General features: G+C 69.2%; 14 protein-coding genes. 5 read left to right on the top strand and 9 right to left on the bottom strand.

What is annotated here, in order from left to right; genetic code table 11:
- Window positions 1-8: 8 nt before the first annotated feature.
- Window positions 9-2,894 (bottom strand): UPF0182 family membrane protein, encoded by a 2,886-nt coding sequence (locus PXH83_RS20605; RefSeq protein WP_274562921.1) that lies wholly within the window; start codon window positions 2,892-2,894, stop codon window positions 9-11.
- Between the two features lie 127 nt (window positions 2,895-3,021).
- On the opposite strand from PXH83_RS20605, the gene PXH83_RS20600 reads away from it, so the two are divergent.
- The gene (locus tag PXH83_RS20600; protein WP_274561872.1) at window positions 3,022-3,588 is read left to right on the top strand and encodes a PPA1309 family protein; all 567 of its coding nucleotides are present in this window, start codon (window positions 3,022-3,024) and stop codon (window positions 3,586-3,588) included.
- Between the two features lie 18 nt (window positions 3,589-3,606).
- Here the strand turns inward: PXH83_RS20600 and PXH83_RS20595 are convergent, their stop codons facing one another.
- The 4 genes from PXH83_RS20595 to PXH83_RS20580 form a co-directional block, all read right to left on the bottom strand.
- Window positions 3,607-4,695, bottom strand: coding sequence for a YlbL family protein (locus PXH83_RS20595; RefSeq protein ID WP_274561871.1), 1,089 nt, complete (start codon window positions 4,693-4,695; stop codon window positions 3,607-3,609).
- 130 nt (window positions 4,696-4,825) lie between these two features.
- Window positions 4,826-4,996: a hypothetical protein gene (locus tag PXH83_RS20590; RefSeq protein ID WP_274561870.1), complete on the bottom strand. Its 171-nt coding sequence runs from the start codon at window positions 4,994-4,996 to the stop codon at window positions 4,826-4,828.
- A 178-nt stretch (window positions 4,997-5,174) separates the two neighbouring features.
- Window positions 5,175-5,636, bottom strand: coding sequence for a molybdenum cofactor biosynthesis protein MoaE (locus PXH83_RS20585; protein ID WP_274561869.1), 462 nt, complete (start codon window positions 5,634-5,636; stop codon window positions 5,175-5,177).
- A gap of 80 nt (window positions 5,637-5,716) precedes the next feature.
- On the bottom strand, window positions 5,717-6,823 hold the full coding sequence (locus tag PXH83_RS20580) for an SDR family oxidoreductase (RefSeq protein ID WP_214920303.1): 1,107 nt from the start codon (window positions 6,821-6,823) through the stop codon (window positions 5,717-5,719).
- 191 nt (window positions 6,824-7,014) lie between these two features.
- On the opposite strand from PXH83_RS20580, the gene PXH83_RS20575 reads away from it, so the two are divergent.
- Both PXH83_RS20575 and PXH83_RS20570 read left to right on the top strand, forming a co-directional pair.
- On the top strand, window positions 7,015-8,460 hold the full coding sequence (locus PXH83_RS20575) for a zinc-dependent metalloprotease (RefSeq protein ID WP_274561868.1): 1,446 nt from the start codon (window positions 7,015-7,017) through the stop codon (window positions 8,458-8,460).
- Window positions 8,457-8,978 carry an NUDIX hydrolase gene (locus PXH83_RS20570; protein ID WP_274561867.1) on the top strand — a complete coding sequence of 174 codons (522 nt, stop codon included), beginning with the start codon at window positions 8,457-8,459 and terminating at the stop codon, window positions 8,976-8,978. The genes PXH83_RS20575 and PXH83_RS20570 overlap by 4 nt, the downstream gene beginning before the upstream one ends.
- An 86-nt stretch (window positions 8,979-9,064) precedes the next feature.
- Here the strand turns inward: PXH83_RS20570 and PXH83_RS20565 are convergent, their stop codons facing one another.
- From PXH83_RS20565 to PXH83_RS20550, 4 genes are all read right to left on the bottom strand, one after another.
- The gene (locus PXH83_RS20565; protein WP_274561866.1) at window positions 9,065-9,820 is read right to left on the bottom strand and encodes an AIM24 family protein; all 756 of its coding nucleotides are present in this window, start codon (window positions 9,818-9,820) and stop codon (window positions 9,065-9,067) included.
- Between the two features lie 19 nt (window positions 9,821-9,839).
- Window positions 9,840-10,520 (bottom strand): AIM24 family protein, encoded by a 681-nt coding sequence (locus tag PXH83_RS20560; RefSeq protein WP_214920299.1) that lies wholly within the window; start codon window positions 10,518-10,520, stop codon window positions 9,840-9,842.
- A gap of 11 nt (window positions 10,521-10,531) precedes the next feature.
- Window positions 10,532-12,205 (bottom strand): TerD family protein, encoded by a 1,674-nt coding sequence (locus PXH83_RS20555; RefSeq protein ID WP_274561865.1) that lies wholly within the window; start codon window positions 12,203-12,205, stop codon window positions 10,532-10,534.
- Between the two features lie 106 nt (window positions 12,206-12,311).
- Window positions 12,312-12,887 carry a M48 metallopeptidase family protein gene (locus PXH83_RS20550; RefSeq protein ID WP_274561864.1) on the bottom strand — a complete coding sequence of 192 codons (576 nt, stop codon included), beginning with the start codon at window positions 12,885-12,887 and terminating at the stop codon, window positions 12,312-12,314.
- Window positions 12,888-13,079: 192 nt separating this feature from the next.
- On the opposite strand from PXH83_RS20550, the gene PXH83_RS20545 reads away from it, so the two are divergent.
- Both PXH83_RS20545 and PXH83_RS20540 read left to right on the top strand, forming a co-directional pair.
- On the top strand, window positions 13,080-14,225 hold the full coding sequence (locus PXH83_RS20545; protein WP_274561863.1) for a ThiF family adenylyltransferase: 1,146 nt from the start codon (window positions 13,080-13,082) through the stop codon (window positions 14,223-14,225).
- Between the two features lie 42 nt (window positions 14,226-14,267).
- A complete protein-coding gene (locus tag PXH83_RS20540; RefSeq protein WP_274561861.1) occupies window positions 14,268-15,677 on the top strand; it encodes an ABC1 kinase family protein in 1,410 nt (469 codons plus the stop codon).
- Window position 15,678: the final 1 nt, after the last annotated feature.

Below are 15,678 nucleotides of genomic sequence, written 5' to 3'. Positions count from 1 at the left end.
GTCCCAGCTCAGTCGCCCTTCTGGTCGCCCTTCCCGTCCGGCTTGGCCTCACTCTTGGCCTCGGCGTCGGCGGCCCGCTGGAGCGCGTCCTGGAGCCTCTCCTGCGCTTCGCCGTAAGCGGTCCAGTCCTGCTTCTTCAGGGCCTCCTCGCCCTCGTCGTACGCCTTCTGGGCGTCCTCGATGGCCTTCTGGAGCGAACCGTCGCCGTCGGCCGGCGGCTTCGTGACGTCGCCGTCCCCGTCACCCGGTGGCGGCTGCGCGCCCTCGTCGCCGAAGACCGCGTTGAGCGCCTCTCCGAGCGAGTCCTTGAAGACGGTCTCCCTGCCGTACGAGACGGCGACCTTCTTCAGGAGTGGGTAGGCGTTGTTGCCCTGGGCGTACACCGGCTCGACGTAGAGGAAGCCGTCGTTCAGCGGGATCGTCAGCAGGTTGCCGTACTCGATGTCCGAGTTGGCGCCCTTCATGTTCCTGACGAACTCGGCGACCTCGCTATTACTGTTCAGCCGGTTCTGCACCTGCTGCGGGCCCGGTACGTCGCCCGTGACACGCAGGAGCCTTATCGTTCCGTAGTCCTTGCTCGACGCATCCGCATCGACCGCCATGAACGCACCGAGGTTGGGGCGTCCGTTGGGGGTGAACGTCGTCGTCAGCGAGAACTTCCGGTCCGTCTCCTGCGGCATCTTCAGGCTCAGGTAGTACGGCGGGACGGAGCTCTTCTCGCCCGTCGTCGGGTCGTCCGGCACCTGCCACGCGTCACTGCCGCTGTAGAACTGCGACGGGCTCTCGACGTGGTAGCGGGTGAGCAGCTCGCGCTGCACCTTGAAGAGGTCCTGCGGGTAGCGCAGGTGCGCCATCAGGTCCGGGGCGATGTCGCCCCTCGGCTTCACCGTGTCGGGGAACGCCTTCATCCAGGTCTTGAGGACCGGGTCCTCGGTGTCCCACTGGTACAGCTTGACCGTGCCGTCGTACGCGTCGACGGTGGCCTTCACCGAGTTGCGGATGTAGTTGACCTGGTTCTGCTGGGCGATCACCGCACGCTGGTTGTCGGTCTGCGACAGCGCATCGGCCGTGGTCTCCCCCAGCGTCGTGCGCGAGGCGTACGGGTAGCCGTTGGTGGTGGTGTACGCGTCCACTATCCACTGGACACGGCCGCCGACCACTGCCGGGTAGGCGTCGCCGTCGAGGGACAGCCAGGGTGCGACCGCCTCGACGCGCTCCTTGGGCGTGCGGTTGTAGAGAATCCGCGAGCCCTCGCCGATGGCTCCCGAGTAGAGGATCTGCGGCTCGCTGAAGGTCACCGCGTACGCGGCCCGGTTCAGCGGGTTCGACAGGTTGACTCCGCTCTTGCCCTTGTAGCTGGTGGTCGTGGTGGGCTCGCCGTTCTTCTCGTAGTCGAGCTCCTTCTGCGGCCCGCCCACGATCGAGTACTGCTGGGTCTTCTCGCCGTAGTAGATCCGCTGCTCGTACGTGCCGATCGTGCCCTCGGACGGCAGGCCGGACTCGGTGAAGTCCGGGGCGCCCTCGGTGTCCGGCTTGACGGCCGTGCCCTTGGCGGCGACCACGCCATAGCCGTGCGTGTACGTGAAGTGGTCGTTGATCCAGTTGCGCTTGGGGATGCCCTTGAGGTCGAGCTCGCGCAGACCGACGACCGTGTCCTGGCCCTTGTAACGGTCCACGTCCAGCGTCGCGGGGAACTGGTAGTACTTACGCTCCTGCTGGAGCTGCTGGAAGGTCGGCGGGACGACGTTCGGGTCGATCAGCCGGTAACTGGCCGCCGAGTCGGCGTCCTTGCGCAGCTTGGTGTTGTCCCTGCTGTCGCCGACGCCCCGGTAGTCGTCCACCTTCGCGTCATCGATGCCGTACGCCTCGCGCGTCGCGTCGATGTTCTTCTTGATGTACGGCGCTTCCTTGGCCTGCTCGTTCGGCTGGACCTGGAACTTCTGCACGATCGCCGGGTAGAGCCCGCCGATGAGGATCGCCGAGAGCACCATCAGGCCGAAGCCGATGACCGGCAGCTGCCAGGTGCGGCGCCACAGCGTCGCGAAGAACAGCAGGGCGCAGATGACGGCGATGCAGAAGAGGATCGTCTTCGCGGGGAGGTAGGCGTTGGCGTCGACGTACCGCAGGCCCGCCCAGTTGCCGGTCGCCTTGAAGTCACTGGACTTCACTGCCAGCCCGTACCGGTCGAGCCAGTACGCGACGGCCTTGAGCGCCACGAAGAGGCCGAGCAGCACCGACAGATGGCCGGTGGCCGCGGCGGTCGCCCGCGCTCCGGGGCTGGTGATGCGCAGGCCGCCGTACAGGTAGTGCACGAGGGCGGCGGCGATCAGGGACAGCACGGCGGCCGCGAAGCCGAAGCCGAGCAGGAAGCGGTACCAGGGCAGGTCGAAGGCGTAGAACGACACGTCCATGTCGAACTGCGGGTCCTTCTGGCCGAAGGACACCCCGTTGACCCACATGAGCCAGGTCCGCCACTGGCCGGACGCGGAGGCTCCGGCGATCAGCCCGACCAGAGCGGTGACCCCGAGGAGCACCCACTTCTTGTACGGGGCGATGCCCATCCGGTAGCGGTCCAGGTTCTGCTGCTCCAGCGACATCGCGCTCAGCGGCGGCCGGAGCCGGTGCGCGAGCCAGATGTTCACACCGACGGCCCCTGCCATCAGCAGTCCGAAGACGGCGAACAGGCCGATCTTGGTCCACAGGGTGGTAGTGAAGACCGACGAGTAATTGACCGACCGGTACCAGAGCCAGTCTGTCCAGAACCCGGCGAACATGACGAACGCCATGGCCAGGACGGCCAGGACACCCAATGTCATGAGCAGGGTCCGGACACGCCTGGACGGCCGGCCGACTCTGATCCGTGGCCCGGTCGGGCCTCCGCCGCGGTCCGGCATCTGGAAAGCCAAGGTGCGCACCTCGAAAGTTCGCTGTCGTAGAAGCAGGCTCCGCGATCGTAGAGCCCACTCATGCAACTTACTGAAGCTTTACTCAGTTCCCGCTTTGGGGTCCCAAGGAGGCAGGATGTTGAACATGTCCAACGTTTCCCCCTCCGGGCCTCCCATGGCCACGAGCCCGCTCACCCGCGCCGTGCTCGAAATCGACGAATACACCTCCGGGCTCGGCTGGGATCAGCCGGCCAGGCTGTTCGCCCTCGTCGACACCGCCAAACTCCGTGCCCAGGAGCCGGGCCTCGCGGCCCAGCTCGGTCTCGACGACACCGATTCGACGGCCACCCTCACCCCCGTCGAGCAGGACGAGATCCCTGAGGACGCCGCACTCGACGAGTTCCTGGCCACCATCGCCTGGCCCGACGCCGTGGCGGGCTGCGCGCTGACGGTGGAGCGGCTGATGCTGCCGCCGTCCGCCGAGACGTCCGTACCTGAGGGCCTGAGCGACGCCCAGCTGGCGAAGTGGGTGGCAAAGCACCCGGACCGTCAGGAGGTCCGTATGACGGTGGCTGTACTGCGCAACGGCGTACGCGAGTCGGCGCTGCGGCTGCGGGAGAAGGACTCGGCGACCGAGGTCCTCACCGGTTCGGCGCTCGTTCCGGGCCTCGCCGAGGCCCTGGCCGCCACGTTCGAGGCGTAACCCCTGGGGGCACGGTCATCAGCCCGTCGTGCACTGCGGCAGGCCGGCCGTGTCCCCCTTGCGGATCTTCTCCAGCGACTTCGTGGCGTCGTCGATCGTCTTGACCTTCACCAGGGTGAGGCCTTCGGGAACGTCCGATGCGGCGGACGCGCAGTTGTCGCTGGGAGTCAGGAAGTACTCGGCGCCCGCGTCGCGCGCGCCGACGGTCTTCATCTGGATGCCGCCGATCGGGCCGACCTTGCCCGCTTCGTCGATGGTTCCGGTGCCCGCCACGAACGTTCCGCCGGTCAGGTTCCCGGGCGTGAGCTTGTCGACGATGCCGAGCGAGAACATCAGGCCCGCGCTCGGGCCGCCCACGTCCGCCAGCTTGATGTCGATGCTGAACGGGAACGTGTTGTCGGGCCCGGCGTGGATGCCGACTATCGCGCGGTCGTCGTCGCCGGCCTTCTTGGTGGTGATGGTGATGTCTTCGCTGCCCACCGGCTCCTTGCCCGCCTTCTCCGCGGCGGCCGCGTCCTTGGCCGGGACAACCGTGAAGACGACCTTCTCCCCCGGCTCGTGCCTGGTGACGAGCTTGGCGACGTCCTTGGGGTCCTTGACGGCCGTGCCGTCGACGGCCTTGACGACGTCGCCCGCGTGGAGCCTGCCCTCGGCGGGGCTGTCCTTGAGGACGGTGGAGACGACCACGCGGGTCTTCACCGGGATGCCGAGTTTCCTCAGGGCCGCCGTCTTGGCGCTCTCCTGGGACTGGCTGAACTCCTCGGCGTTCTCCTGGGTGGACTCTTCTTCCGTCTTGCCGTCCGGGTAGAGCGTGTCGTGCGGTACCACCACGCTGTCATGGGCCAGCCAGCCGTATACCGCCTCGACCAGGTTCATTTTGTAGTCCGCGCCGGTGACCCTGACCGTGGTCATGTTGAGATTGCCGGTGGTCGGGTAGGTCTTGCGACCGGAGATCTGCAGCACCGGCTCGCCGGCCGCCTTGCCCAGAGTGTTCACGGTCGGGCCCGGAGACATTTCCGAGTAGGGGACCGTGATGAATACGCCCGCGCACAGCAGCGTGATCAGGATGAGGGTGGAGGCGAGCATCGTCGCAGTGCGGCGTGGCATGGAACGACAGTACGGGACGGGTCGGCCGGAGCACCGCTGGGGCCGTCCGTACGAGGAGTACCGCGGGTAGTCCGAGGAATCGGGGACTCGGGCGTCTCGGGCGTACGGTGCGGGGCCGCGCCAGTCGGCTTCAGGCGGCGTCGGAACCGGGGCCGGACTTTTCCATCGCCTCGCGGAACCGGGTGTACCCGGCGAGTTCGGAAACATCGCCGACCGTGCGATTGCGTGCTGCCCAGGTTCCCCATATCGCGGCGCCGAGCGCAGCGAAAAACGGAATCAGCAACCAGGCAAGTGCTGCCATTCCGACCTCCGGACTCCAAGATCGACCGGGACCGGCCGATCAGCAGATTAACCACCGGTCGGTCTAACGCTCACGGCAGGGGTGCGGTTACGCAAATCGGGTGGGTGACGACCAGTAGGCCGATCAGCAGCCCGGCGACACCGCGGCCCCGGCCCAGCGCCGATTCCCGACGCCGGTTTCAGCAGGCGCCGACCCACTCTTCCGTGCCGTCGGAGAACTTCTGGTGCTTCCAGATCGGGACCTCGTGCTTGAGGTCGTCGATCAGCTTGCGGCATGCCTCGAAGGCCTCGCCGCGGTGCGGACAGGAGACCGCGACGACGACCGCGAGGTCGCCGATTTCCAGGTCACCCACACGGTGGATGGCCGCCAGTGCCCGTACCGGGAAATCCGCGGCGACCTTTTCGGCCACACGGCGTAGTTCGTCCTCGGCCGAGGGGTGGCAGGAGTAGCCGAGTCTGTCGACGTCGGCGCCCCCGTCATGGTTACGCACGGTGCCGACGAACAGCGCCGTTCCGCCCGCGGCGGCGTCGCCCACCGCTCTGAAGACCTCGTCGACGGAGAGGGGGGTGTCGCGGATCGCCAGCAGCCGGATGGGGTCCTGTGCCGCCTGCTCGCCCGGGTGGGAGTACGTACCTGCCATGGTCCCCATCGTGCCGTACCGCACTGACATTGCGGAATAGCGCTTTCGACCGGCTGTACAGACCCCCTGTATGGAGGGTTCTACATGCGCCGCCGTGCCTTGCGGGCACGGCGGACCACAGCGGCGGCGCCCAGCAGAGCGACCGTCGCGCCCGCTGCGCCCGCTGCGGTGGCGTCCTTGCGGCCGAGGCGGCGGCCGGCGACGGTGTGCCGTCCCGCGACCTCTTCCAGGAGCTCCGAGAGGACCTCCTCGTTGGTCCACCGGGGCCGCCAGCCCGCGTCGTGGAGCCGGCTGACACTCACCACCCAGGGATACATCGTGTACGCGAGGTCCCCGGCGGGAGAGGGCGTCAGGCCGATCCGGTGCAGACGGGCGGCGGCCCCCAGGGCGACCGCCGACGGCAGCTCCATGCGGCGGATACCGCTGAGCTCCTCGACCTCCTCCTGCTCCAGCCAGCCGTCGCAGCCGACCGCAAGCTCACCGTCGACCTTCTCCAGCGCGGCGTACTCCAGTGCGCTGACCAGGTCCTCCACATGGCAGAACTGCCAGGTGGGGCGGGAGCCGGTGACGACGAGGAGGCGGGGCGACTCGAAGTAGCGGGTGAGTGCGGTGTCAGTACCACCCACCAGGACGGCGGGCCTTACCACCGTGACGTTCAGGCCGGGGTGCGCACGGGGCGCGCGGCGGCTCAGGCGCTCGATCTCCAAGAGGTCACCCACGCCCGTCGCCTCCGCTGTGGCGCGCAGTTCCGCGTCCTCGGAGAGTGGGATGTCGTTGTCCGGCAGGGCGCCGTAGACCATCGCCGAAGTGCACAGCACGACGCGGTGGACGCCTGCGGCGGCAGCCGCCGTGAGCACGGTCTGGGTGCCGCGCACGTTGTAGGCCGTACGGGCGGCCGGGTCCGTCTCAAGGTCGAGGTCGAGGGCCAGGTGCACGACGACGTCGGCGCCGCGCAGCTTCTCCGCGATGGCCGGGTCGCGTACGTCCAGGATGTGCCACTGCGCCTCGGCCACCTCGCCACGGCGCTCGTCGATCGCGACGACCTGTTTGATTTCTTCCGACGCGGCAAGGCGCCGGGTGAGCAGCGCACCGATACCGGAAGCGGCACCCGTGACCGCTACGACGGGACCGCGGCCTGCGGTTGTGTGGTTTCGCGCTGCGCGAACCTGCGGATCTGGGGAACTCACCGGGCGTCTCCAGCGGTTGTCTTCAGTACGTATACGCCTTGGCGGGTACGTACCAGGTGGCGTCCATCCTGCCGCAGGCCAAGGGTCGGCGGAGCACCGAGCCCATTACAGGCTCTGGTGTCTACGCTGGGTGGTGATGTCGGGCAGCTGCCGCCGGCCGGAGCCGGCGGCCTTACGAGCCGAGGAAACCCGTGAGTGACACCCCATTCGGATTCGGCCTTCCGCCGGAGGAGCCGGAGGACGGCGACGATGGCAAGAAGAAGGGCAGCGAGGGCGGTGGCCAGGGTGGCCAGGGTCCGGCGAACCCGCTCGGGTTCGGCGGTCTGCCGGGCGGCGCGGGCGGAGACAATCCGTTCGCCGCGATGTTCGGTTCGCTGAACCCGAACGACCTGGGCGCGGCCTTCCAGCAGCTGGGCCAGATGCTCAGCTACGAGGGCGGTCCCGTGAACTGGGACATGGCCAAGGACATCGCGCGCCAGACCGTCGCACAGGGCACGGCCGACGGCACCAAGGACGCCAGCATCAGCCCCGGCGAGCGGTCGGCGGTCGAGGAGGCCGTGCGTCTTGCCGACCTGTGGCTGGACGGCGTGACCTCGATGCCCTCCGGCGCGGGCACATCGGTGGCGTGGAGCCGCGCCGAGTGGGTCGAGGCGACCCTGCCTGCCTGGAAGCAGCTGGTGGACCCCGTCGCCGAGCGTGTCGGGGCCGCCATGGGCGACGTACTGCCCGAGGAGATGCAGGCCATGGCCGGCCCGCTGCTCGGGATGATGCGGTCCATGGGCGGTGCGATGTTCGGTCAGCAGATCGGGCAGGCCGTGGGCGTCCTGGCGGGCGAGGTGGTCGGCTCGACCGACATCGGTCTGCCGCTCGGCCCGGCGGGCAAGGCAGCGCTGCTGCCGCTGAACATCGAGGCGTTCGGCAAGGACCTGGGCGTCGAGAAGGACGAGGTGCGGCTGTATCTGGCGCTGCGCGAGGCCGCCCACCAGCGGCTCTTCGCACATGTGCCGTGGCTGCGCTCGCACCTGTTCGGCGCGGTCGAGGGATACGCGCGTGGGATCAAGGTCGACACGTCGAAGCTTGAGGACGTCGTAGGCCAGCTCGACCCCTCGCACCCGGAGCAGCTTCAGGAAGCGCTCCAGCAGGGCATGTTCCAGCCGGAGGACACCGCTGAGCAGAAGGTGGCGCTGGCCCGCCTGGAGACGGCGCTCGCGCTGGTCGAGGGCTGGGTGGACGCGGTGGTGCACGAGGCCGCCAAGCCCCGCCTCACGTCGGCGGACGCGCTGCGCGAGACGCTGCGCAGGCGCCGGGCGTCCGGTGGTCCCGCCGAGCAGACGTTCGCGACGCTCATCGGTCTCCAGCTGCGCCCGCGTCGGCTGCGGGACGCCTCGCGGCTGTGGGCCTCGCTCACGGACGCGCGGGGCCTGGAGGGCCGCGACGCTCTGTGGGAGCACCCGGACATGCTGCCGACGGCGGAGGACCTGGACGACCCGGACGGGTTCGTGCACCGCGAGCAGCTGGACTTCTCCGAGATCGACAAGATGCTCGGCGAGGCGGCGGGAGGCGGCACCGGTTCTGGCACCACCAAGCCGGACCTGACCAAGGACAAGGGCGACGAAGAGGGCGACACCGACAAGTGAGCCTGCATGACAACGCCGTCCTCGTCCTGAAGGACTACGAGGACCAGGAAGAGCTGCGCCAGACGTATCTGGATCACCTGTCGGTGCACGCGGACGGGATGTGGAAGGCCTGTGAGGCCGGGCACGTCACGGCGAGTGCGCTGGTCGTCGATCCGGAGCGCGGACGGGTGCTGCTGACGCTGCACAAGAAGCTGAACCTGTGGCTGCAGATGGGCGGTCACTGCGAGCCGGGCGACGCGACGCTCGCGGCGGCGGCGCTGCGCGAGGCGACCGAGGAGTCCGGGATCCCCGGGCTGACGCTGTTGCCTGTGGGACCGGTGCGGCTTGACCGGCATGCGATTCCCGCGCCCTGCCACTGGCATCTGGATGTGCAGTACGCGGCGCTGGCGCCGGAGGGTGCGGTGGCGGAGATCAGCGAGGAGTCGCTGGACCTGCGCTGGTTCGCGTACGACGAAGTGGCGGGCGTGGCCGACGAGTCGGTCGTACGCCTGATGGAACGTACGCGCGCGGCGCTGTAGACGGGCCCGACAGGGCATGGGTAAGGGGCGGGCTCCTGGGAGCCCGCCCCTTACGCATGTTTTGGGGACCTGTGTTTTAAGAGCCGTCAGTTCCAGGCGTTGTTCTGGTTCTGGCCGTGGGCGCCATGCTGGCCCACACCGAACTGGGCGGCGGCGCCCTGTCCGATCTCGGCGTGCTGCGGCGGCATCACCTCGCTGGGCTGCACCAGCGCGAAGCCCTGCCCGAGGAAGCTGAGTTCCCAGCCCTCGCCGGTGTTGCCGCGCCGCCGCCGCACGTTCGACGAGTGCGTCTGGGCCTGCATCTGTACGCGCAGGGAGCTGGACCAGGCGACGATGGCATCGGCGTCGGCGTTGACGTACTTCTCGGGCGTGACCTGGATCATCAGCGGCTGGCCCGAGGTCATCAGCGCGACCTTGCCCCGCCCGGAGATGTTGAGCTGGTACTTGCCGGTGCCGGAGATGCCGTACTGGCTGTCGACAGCGATGACTTCGGTGTTCAGCGTGGAGTCGAGCGCGAGGACGTAGGCGCTGTCCACGGTCAGGCCGTCGTGGTCGACGTCGACCACATGGACGTACTGCGCGAGGTTGGCGAAGTAGACGGTGCCCTGCCCCGAGCAGCGCATCAGGTCCAGTCCCTCACCGGTGTTGGCCCGGGCGCGGCGCTGGCCGTTCGTACCGTACTCACCGTCGAATTCCATCAGCCCCTGGTAGGCGACCATGGCGCCCTTGCGGGCGAGGACGTCGTCGTGGCCGGTCAGCGAGACCCGCAGGAGCTGCGGGTTCTGCACGGTGTACCGGTCCTGGGACTGCTGTTCCGTGTAACTGAAAAGTGGGCTCTGCATGGTGTGTTCTCGCTCCCCCTCAGCCCCGGACCCGCAGGCGGTCGGTGCTGTCCTCGCTCGGCTGTACGACGACGATGCCCTCGCCGGAGAAGCCCATCTGGTACGCCTCTCCGCTGCCCCGCCCGATCAGGGAGGACGCCTTGAAGCTGCGCTTGCCCTTGACCTTGAGGTTCGGGGACCAGGCGACGAGGGCGTCCGGATCGACGTACGTCTCGTCTTCGCCGCGTCCGCAGTCGACGACGATCGGGGTGCCGCGCGAGGTCACCGCGACCCATCCTGTGCCCGAGATCTGGATGTTCCACAGGCCCTGTCCGGCGAACTTGGCCATGCCCTTGACCCGCTCCACACCCCACTGGAGGTGGGCGTCGAAGGCGAGCAGGTTGGTGCCGTTGACCGAGAGGGCCTCGTTGTTGAGGTTGATGACGACGACGTCCGCGCCGTAGTCGGCGAGGTAGAGCAGGCCGTCACCGGAGCACCTCATGACCGGCGTTCCCTCGCCGCTGATCCACTGGGAGGCGATCTGGCGTACGGCGGGCGGGTTCGGCTCGTACTGGATGAATCCCTCGTACGCCACCATCGAGCCGGTGCGTGCGTAGAGGTCCTGGCCGCCGGCCATGGCGACCTTGAGCATCGCGCGGCCGTGGTTCTCCATGCGGGCCGCGATCGGGGTCGGGGCGAAGCCCGCGAGTTGCTGATTCATGACGGGCTCCCTCAGACCTCGTAGGGCTGGACGACGATGAAGTTTCCGGGGGCGCCCCGGAACTGGAGATTGACGGTCTCTCCGCTGTGGCCCGGGTAGGCGTTGCGGCGGAGCCGGACCTGACTGGAAAGGATCACCTGGGACGCGGAGGACCACGCGATGACGGCGTTGGCGTCGGCGAAGGTGGTCGGCGTGACGGGCAGGACCACGGGGATGCCGTTGGTCTTCACGACGACCGTGCCGCTGCCCTGGAACTGCATGGTGAACAGGGCGCCGCCGGGGATGCCGTGACCTTCGATCCTGCGGACCTCGTACTGCAGCGACTCGTCGAAGGCGAGGACGTTCTCCGCGGAGACGCAGATGCCGTCGCCCTGGAGCTCGATGGGGTGCAGATGGGCGCCGTTCTCGGCGAGGAAGACCTGGCCGCGTCCTGAGCAGCGCATCAACTGCATTTCCTGGCCGGTCGCGTTGCCGACGAAGCGGCCCGCGAAGCCGGCGCCCTTGTAGCCGAAGTCGACCTTGCCCTGGTACATCACCATGCTGCCCTGGCGGGCGAGGACAGGCGTACCGCCCATGCCCAGGTCGACCCGCATGAGCTGCTGGTTCTGCGGGGTCCAGCGCTGCCCGGTGGCCGCCTCGCGGTACGGCTGGAGGGCGGCCAGCAGACCGGCGCCTCCCTGGGGGGCACCTTGAGGCACGCCCTGGGGGGCGCCGCCGTGCGGTGCGCCCTGTGGCTGTCCGTACGGGGCAGGCTGACCGTAGGGGGCGGGCTGGCCCGGGACCTGGCCGAACTGCGGCTGCTGGGGCGGCTGTCCGTACGGCGCAGGAGGGGCCGGCGGCATCCCGTCGCCTTGTGTGGGCATCGGTGCGGCGATGGTGGGGGCCGCGTGCATCTGCTGCGGCGGGGCAGCGGGGGCGGGCGCCTGTGGCGGCGCGGCCTGCTGCGGCGGGGCGAAGCCCTGCGCAGGGGTCGGTGCGGGGGCCGGGGCTTGCGGCGGCGGGGCGAAGCCCTGTGCCGGAGCGGGAGCCGGGGCGGGGGCCGGGGCAGGAGCCGGGGCCGGTGCTGCGGGGGCGCCGAAGGACGGCGCGGGCTGCGCTGCCTGGGGCGGCGGGGCGAAGGCGGGGGCCGCGGCCTGCGGCTGCGGGGCGGGCTCTTCCTCCGCGACCTCACCACCGAAGTTCTTCAGGAGGGCGTCGAGCCCGCCGTCGAACCCCTGGCCCACGGCGGCGAACCGCCACACGTCCTTGAGGTAGAAGTCGCCCAGCATCACGGCGCGCTCGGTGGTGAACTCCGAGCCGGTGAAGGCGTACCTGACGACCTCTTCGCCGCCCGCGACGATACGGATGTAACCGGGGCCCACCTGCGACATCTGGCCCGCACCGTCGATGGTCGCGGTGAACGAGAGCTTGTGGATGCTCGCCGGAACGCGGTCCAGCGTCACGCGGAACGACTCCGTGTCACCGGCCTGCGGGCCTAGTTGCTGGATCGACTCCTCGGGCGACTTCGGCTGATTGAAGAAGACGAAATAACGATCGTCCGAGAGCTGCTCATTGACGTCGAGTCCGAAGCAACTGATGTCGAAGGTCAGCCCGGGCCCCGCGATCTGCACGCCTACGTACAGGTCCGTCCCCGCTGTGAGGTCACTGATCTTGGCCTTGTGGCCGCGTTGAAATTCCCTGGCCATGCGTAACGACCGTCCCCCATCCCGAGGTGAATGCGTCGCGTCAGGCTAGCCGCAAACAGCTACTTCCGGCCAAGCCGGTACAGACTCGGTACAGAATCGCCGAAGGTCACTCGGTGCGTGCGGCCGGCAAGTGCGGCAACCGGTCGGCGGCGACGACTCCTTCGAGGTAGCCGCGAGCCCGCTCGGTGCGAGGGTACGCCTCCAGGAGCTGCCAGAAGCGCGGACCGTGGCCCGGTACGAGCAAGTGGGCGAGCTCGTGAAGGAGCACGTAGTCGACGACGTACTCCGGCATGCCCTGCAGGCGGTGCGACAGGCGGATGCTGCCTTCCGCCGGAGTGCACGAGCCCCAGCGGGTGTTCTGGTTCGTCACCCAGCGCACGGTGGCGGGGCACGCCCTGCCGTCGAAGTACTGGACGGACAATTGCCGAGCCCGCTCGGCGAGTTCGGAATCCCCGAAGATGCGCTTGTTCTCCTGGGCGGCGAGCTTGTCGAGCATCACGCTCACCCAGCGTTGCTCTTCCGCTTCCGACATACGGTCGGGGATGAGCACGATGGTGCGATCGCCCTCACGGTACGCGGAGACCGTCCTGCTGCGGCGGGCGCTCCTGCGGACCTCGACCGCGCTCGACCGTGAGCCGCGGGGCGGCGGGTTTGTCGCGCTGTGCAGAGGGTCGACGGGCACGGCCACGACGTTACCCGCTGTCAGTGGCGGAAGTCCCGCCTCCTGGTGGTTCGAACGCGATCCGATCCCTTGTGTGCACCATTTGAATGACTAATGTGCACAACCTGTGGACAACTTTCCGCCGACTTCGGCCACGCCGTGCATTCTGAGAACCGACAACGGATCTTGCACGAGGCGACGGGGGACGGCGAGATGCATCCGATGGTGAAGCCTGCACTGAAGCGCGCATGGCGGGACCGGCAGACCGTGCAGTTCGGCATGACGTCGGCGCACGCGGTGACGGTGGGGCCCGTAGACACGGCGACGGGGAGTTTCCTCGGGCTGCTCGACGGGACGCGAGGCCTTCCGCTGCTGCGCGAGGAGGCGCGGGCGATGGGCCTGCCCGACGGGCTCGTGGACGAGCTGGTGTCGCGGCTGACGGCGGCAGGGTTGATCGACGACGCTACGGCGGGCGGCGCCGGGGTGGATGCTCTGCGCATGCGCGCCGACATGTTCGACCGGCTCCGGCCCGATCTGGCCTCGCTCTCCGTGGCCCATCCCGAACCGGCCGGTGGGACACGGCGATTGGCGGCCAGGCGCGCGATGCGGGTGCAGGTGCGTGGCGCGGGGCGGGTCGGCGCGACCATCGCTTCCGTGCTGGCCGCCGGGGGCGTGGGTCGGGTCGAGGTGCTGGACAGCGGGTCCGCGGAGCTCTGGGACGTCGCGCCCGGCGGACTGCCGGCGGCGTCCGTCGGCGACCGTCGGGACACGGCGGCGCGGCAGCTGGTGCGGCGGGCCGCGCCCGGTCGGCCTCCGCGTGCGGCGGAGGCGGCAAGGGCGTCCGGCGGGGGTGAGCCGGGGCTGTCGCTCGTGATCGTGGCCCCTCGGGACGGGGCCGCGGCGTACGCTCCCGATCCTGTCGAAGCCGAGCCCTGGCTCAGCTCTGGGACACCTCATTTGTATGCGGGGGTCGCCGAAGCAACAGGGGTGGTGGGGCCGCTGGTGCTGCCGGGCGGGACTGCGTGCGCCGGCTGCATGGCGCTGGAGCGTGCCGAGCGCGACCCGGGGTGGCCGCGGATGCTGGCGCAGTGGCGCTCGGGGCGGCGCGGGCCCGTACCGGCTTGCGACATCGGTCTGGCGACGGCGGTCGCCGGTCTGGCCGCGGCGCACGCGCTGTCGTTTCTGGACGGCGAGCTGCCTGCGACAACAGGGGTGAGATGGGAGGCGGCGCTGCCCCTGCTGGACTGGCGCCAGTCGTCGATGTCACCCCACCGTGAATGCTCCTGCGGCGCCGGCGGGCACACTTCGGGGGAGTGCGCCTCGGGCGCCGGCGAGCCACAGGACACAATGGCCGGGTGACCGCCTCACGCGGCCATGGGTGTCTGGGATTTGGAGGGGCGCATGTCTGATCTTCCCCGGAAGGCGGTCACCCGTACCGCCAAGCTGGCAGCACTGCCACTGGGCTTCGCCGGCCGAGCCACCTGGGGCCTGGGCAAGCGGATCGGCGGCAAGTCGGCCGAGATAGTGGGGCGCGAGCTTCAACAGCGCACAGCGGAGCAGCTCTTCAAGGTGCTCGGCGAGCTCAAGGGCGGTGCCATGAAGTTCGGGCAGGCCCTGTCCGTCTTCGAGTCCGCGCTGCCCGAGGAGGTCGCGGGCCCGTACCGGGCGGCGCTGACCAAGCTCCAGGAAGCGGCGCCGCCGATGCCGACACGCACGGTGCACACGGTCCTTGAAGAGCGGCTCGGGGAGGATTGGCGGGATTTGTTCCTGGAGTTCGAGGACAAGCCGTCGGCCGCCGCCTCGATCGGCCAGGTGCACCGGGCGGTGTGGCACGACGGGCGCGAGGTGGCCGTCAAGGTGCAGTACCCGGGGGCCGGGGAAGCGCTGCTCTCGGATTTGACCCAACTGAGCCGTTTCGCATGGTTGCTGGGCCCACTGATCCCGGGGATGGACATCAAGCCGCTCATTTCGGAGTTGCGGGACCGGGTGTCCGAGGAGCTGGACTACGAGCTGGAGGCGCAGGCGCAGCGGGAGCACGCGGCGGAGTTCGCCGACGATCCTGACGTGGTGGTGCCCGATGTGGTGCACCAGAGCGATCAGGTGCTGGTGACAGAGTGGATCGACGGGATTCCGCTGGCCGAGGTGATCTCGGACGGCACGCCGGAGCAGCGGGACCGGGCCGGACAGTTGCTGGCCAGATTCCTCTTCTCCGGCCCGGCCCGCACAGGTCTGCTGCACGCGGATCCGCACCCGGGCAACTTCCGGCTGCTGCCCATGGGCGACGAGGAGCCTGAGGAAGGCGCGGTCGCGGGATGGCGGCTCGGGGTGCTGGACTTCGGCACCGTGGACCGGCTGCCCGGCGGTCTGCCCGGCACGATCGGCGAGTCGCTGCGGATGACGCTCGACGGCGAGGCGGAGGCGGTGTACGAGCTGCTCCGCGAGGAGGGATTCGTCAAGGAGTCCATCGAACTGGACCCGGATGCGGTGCTGGACTATCTGCTGCCCATCATCGAGCCGGCGCAGGCGGACGAGTTCACGTTCACCCGGGGCTGGATACGACAGCAGGCGGCGCGGATCGCCGATATGCGTTCGCCCGCCCATCAGTTGGGCAAGCAGCTCAACCTGCCGCCCTCCTACCTGCTGATACACCGCGTGACGTTGAGCACTATCGGGGTCCTCTGCCAGCTCGGCGCGACTGTGCGGCTGCGAGACGAACTGGAGGAGTGGCTTCCCGGCTTCCTCGCTGACGTGCCTGCCGAAGACGTGGACGCAGTCGACGATGCCGTGGGCGGCGCGGTGGCCGGGGCCTAGG

It is taken from the genome of Streptomyces spiramyceticus (assembly GCF_028807635.1).
Lineage (GTDB): Bacteria > Actinomycetota > Actinomycetes > Streptomycetales > Streptomycetaceae > Streptomyces > Streptomyces spiramyceticus.
This window is presented reverse-complemented; position numbering and strand designations above follow the sequence as displayed.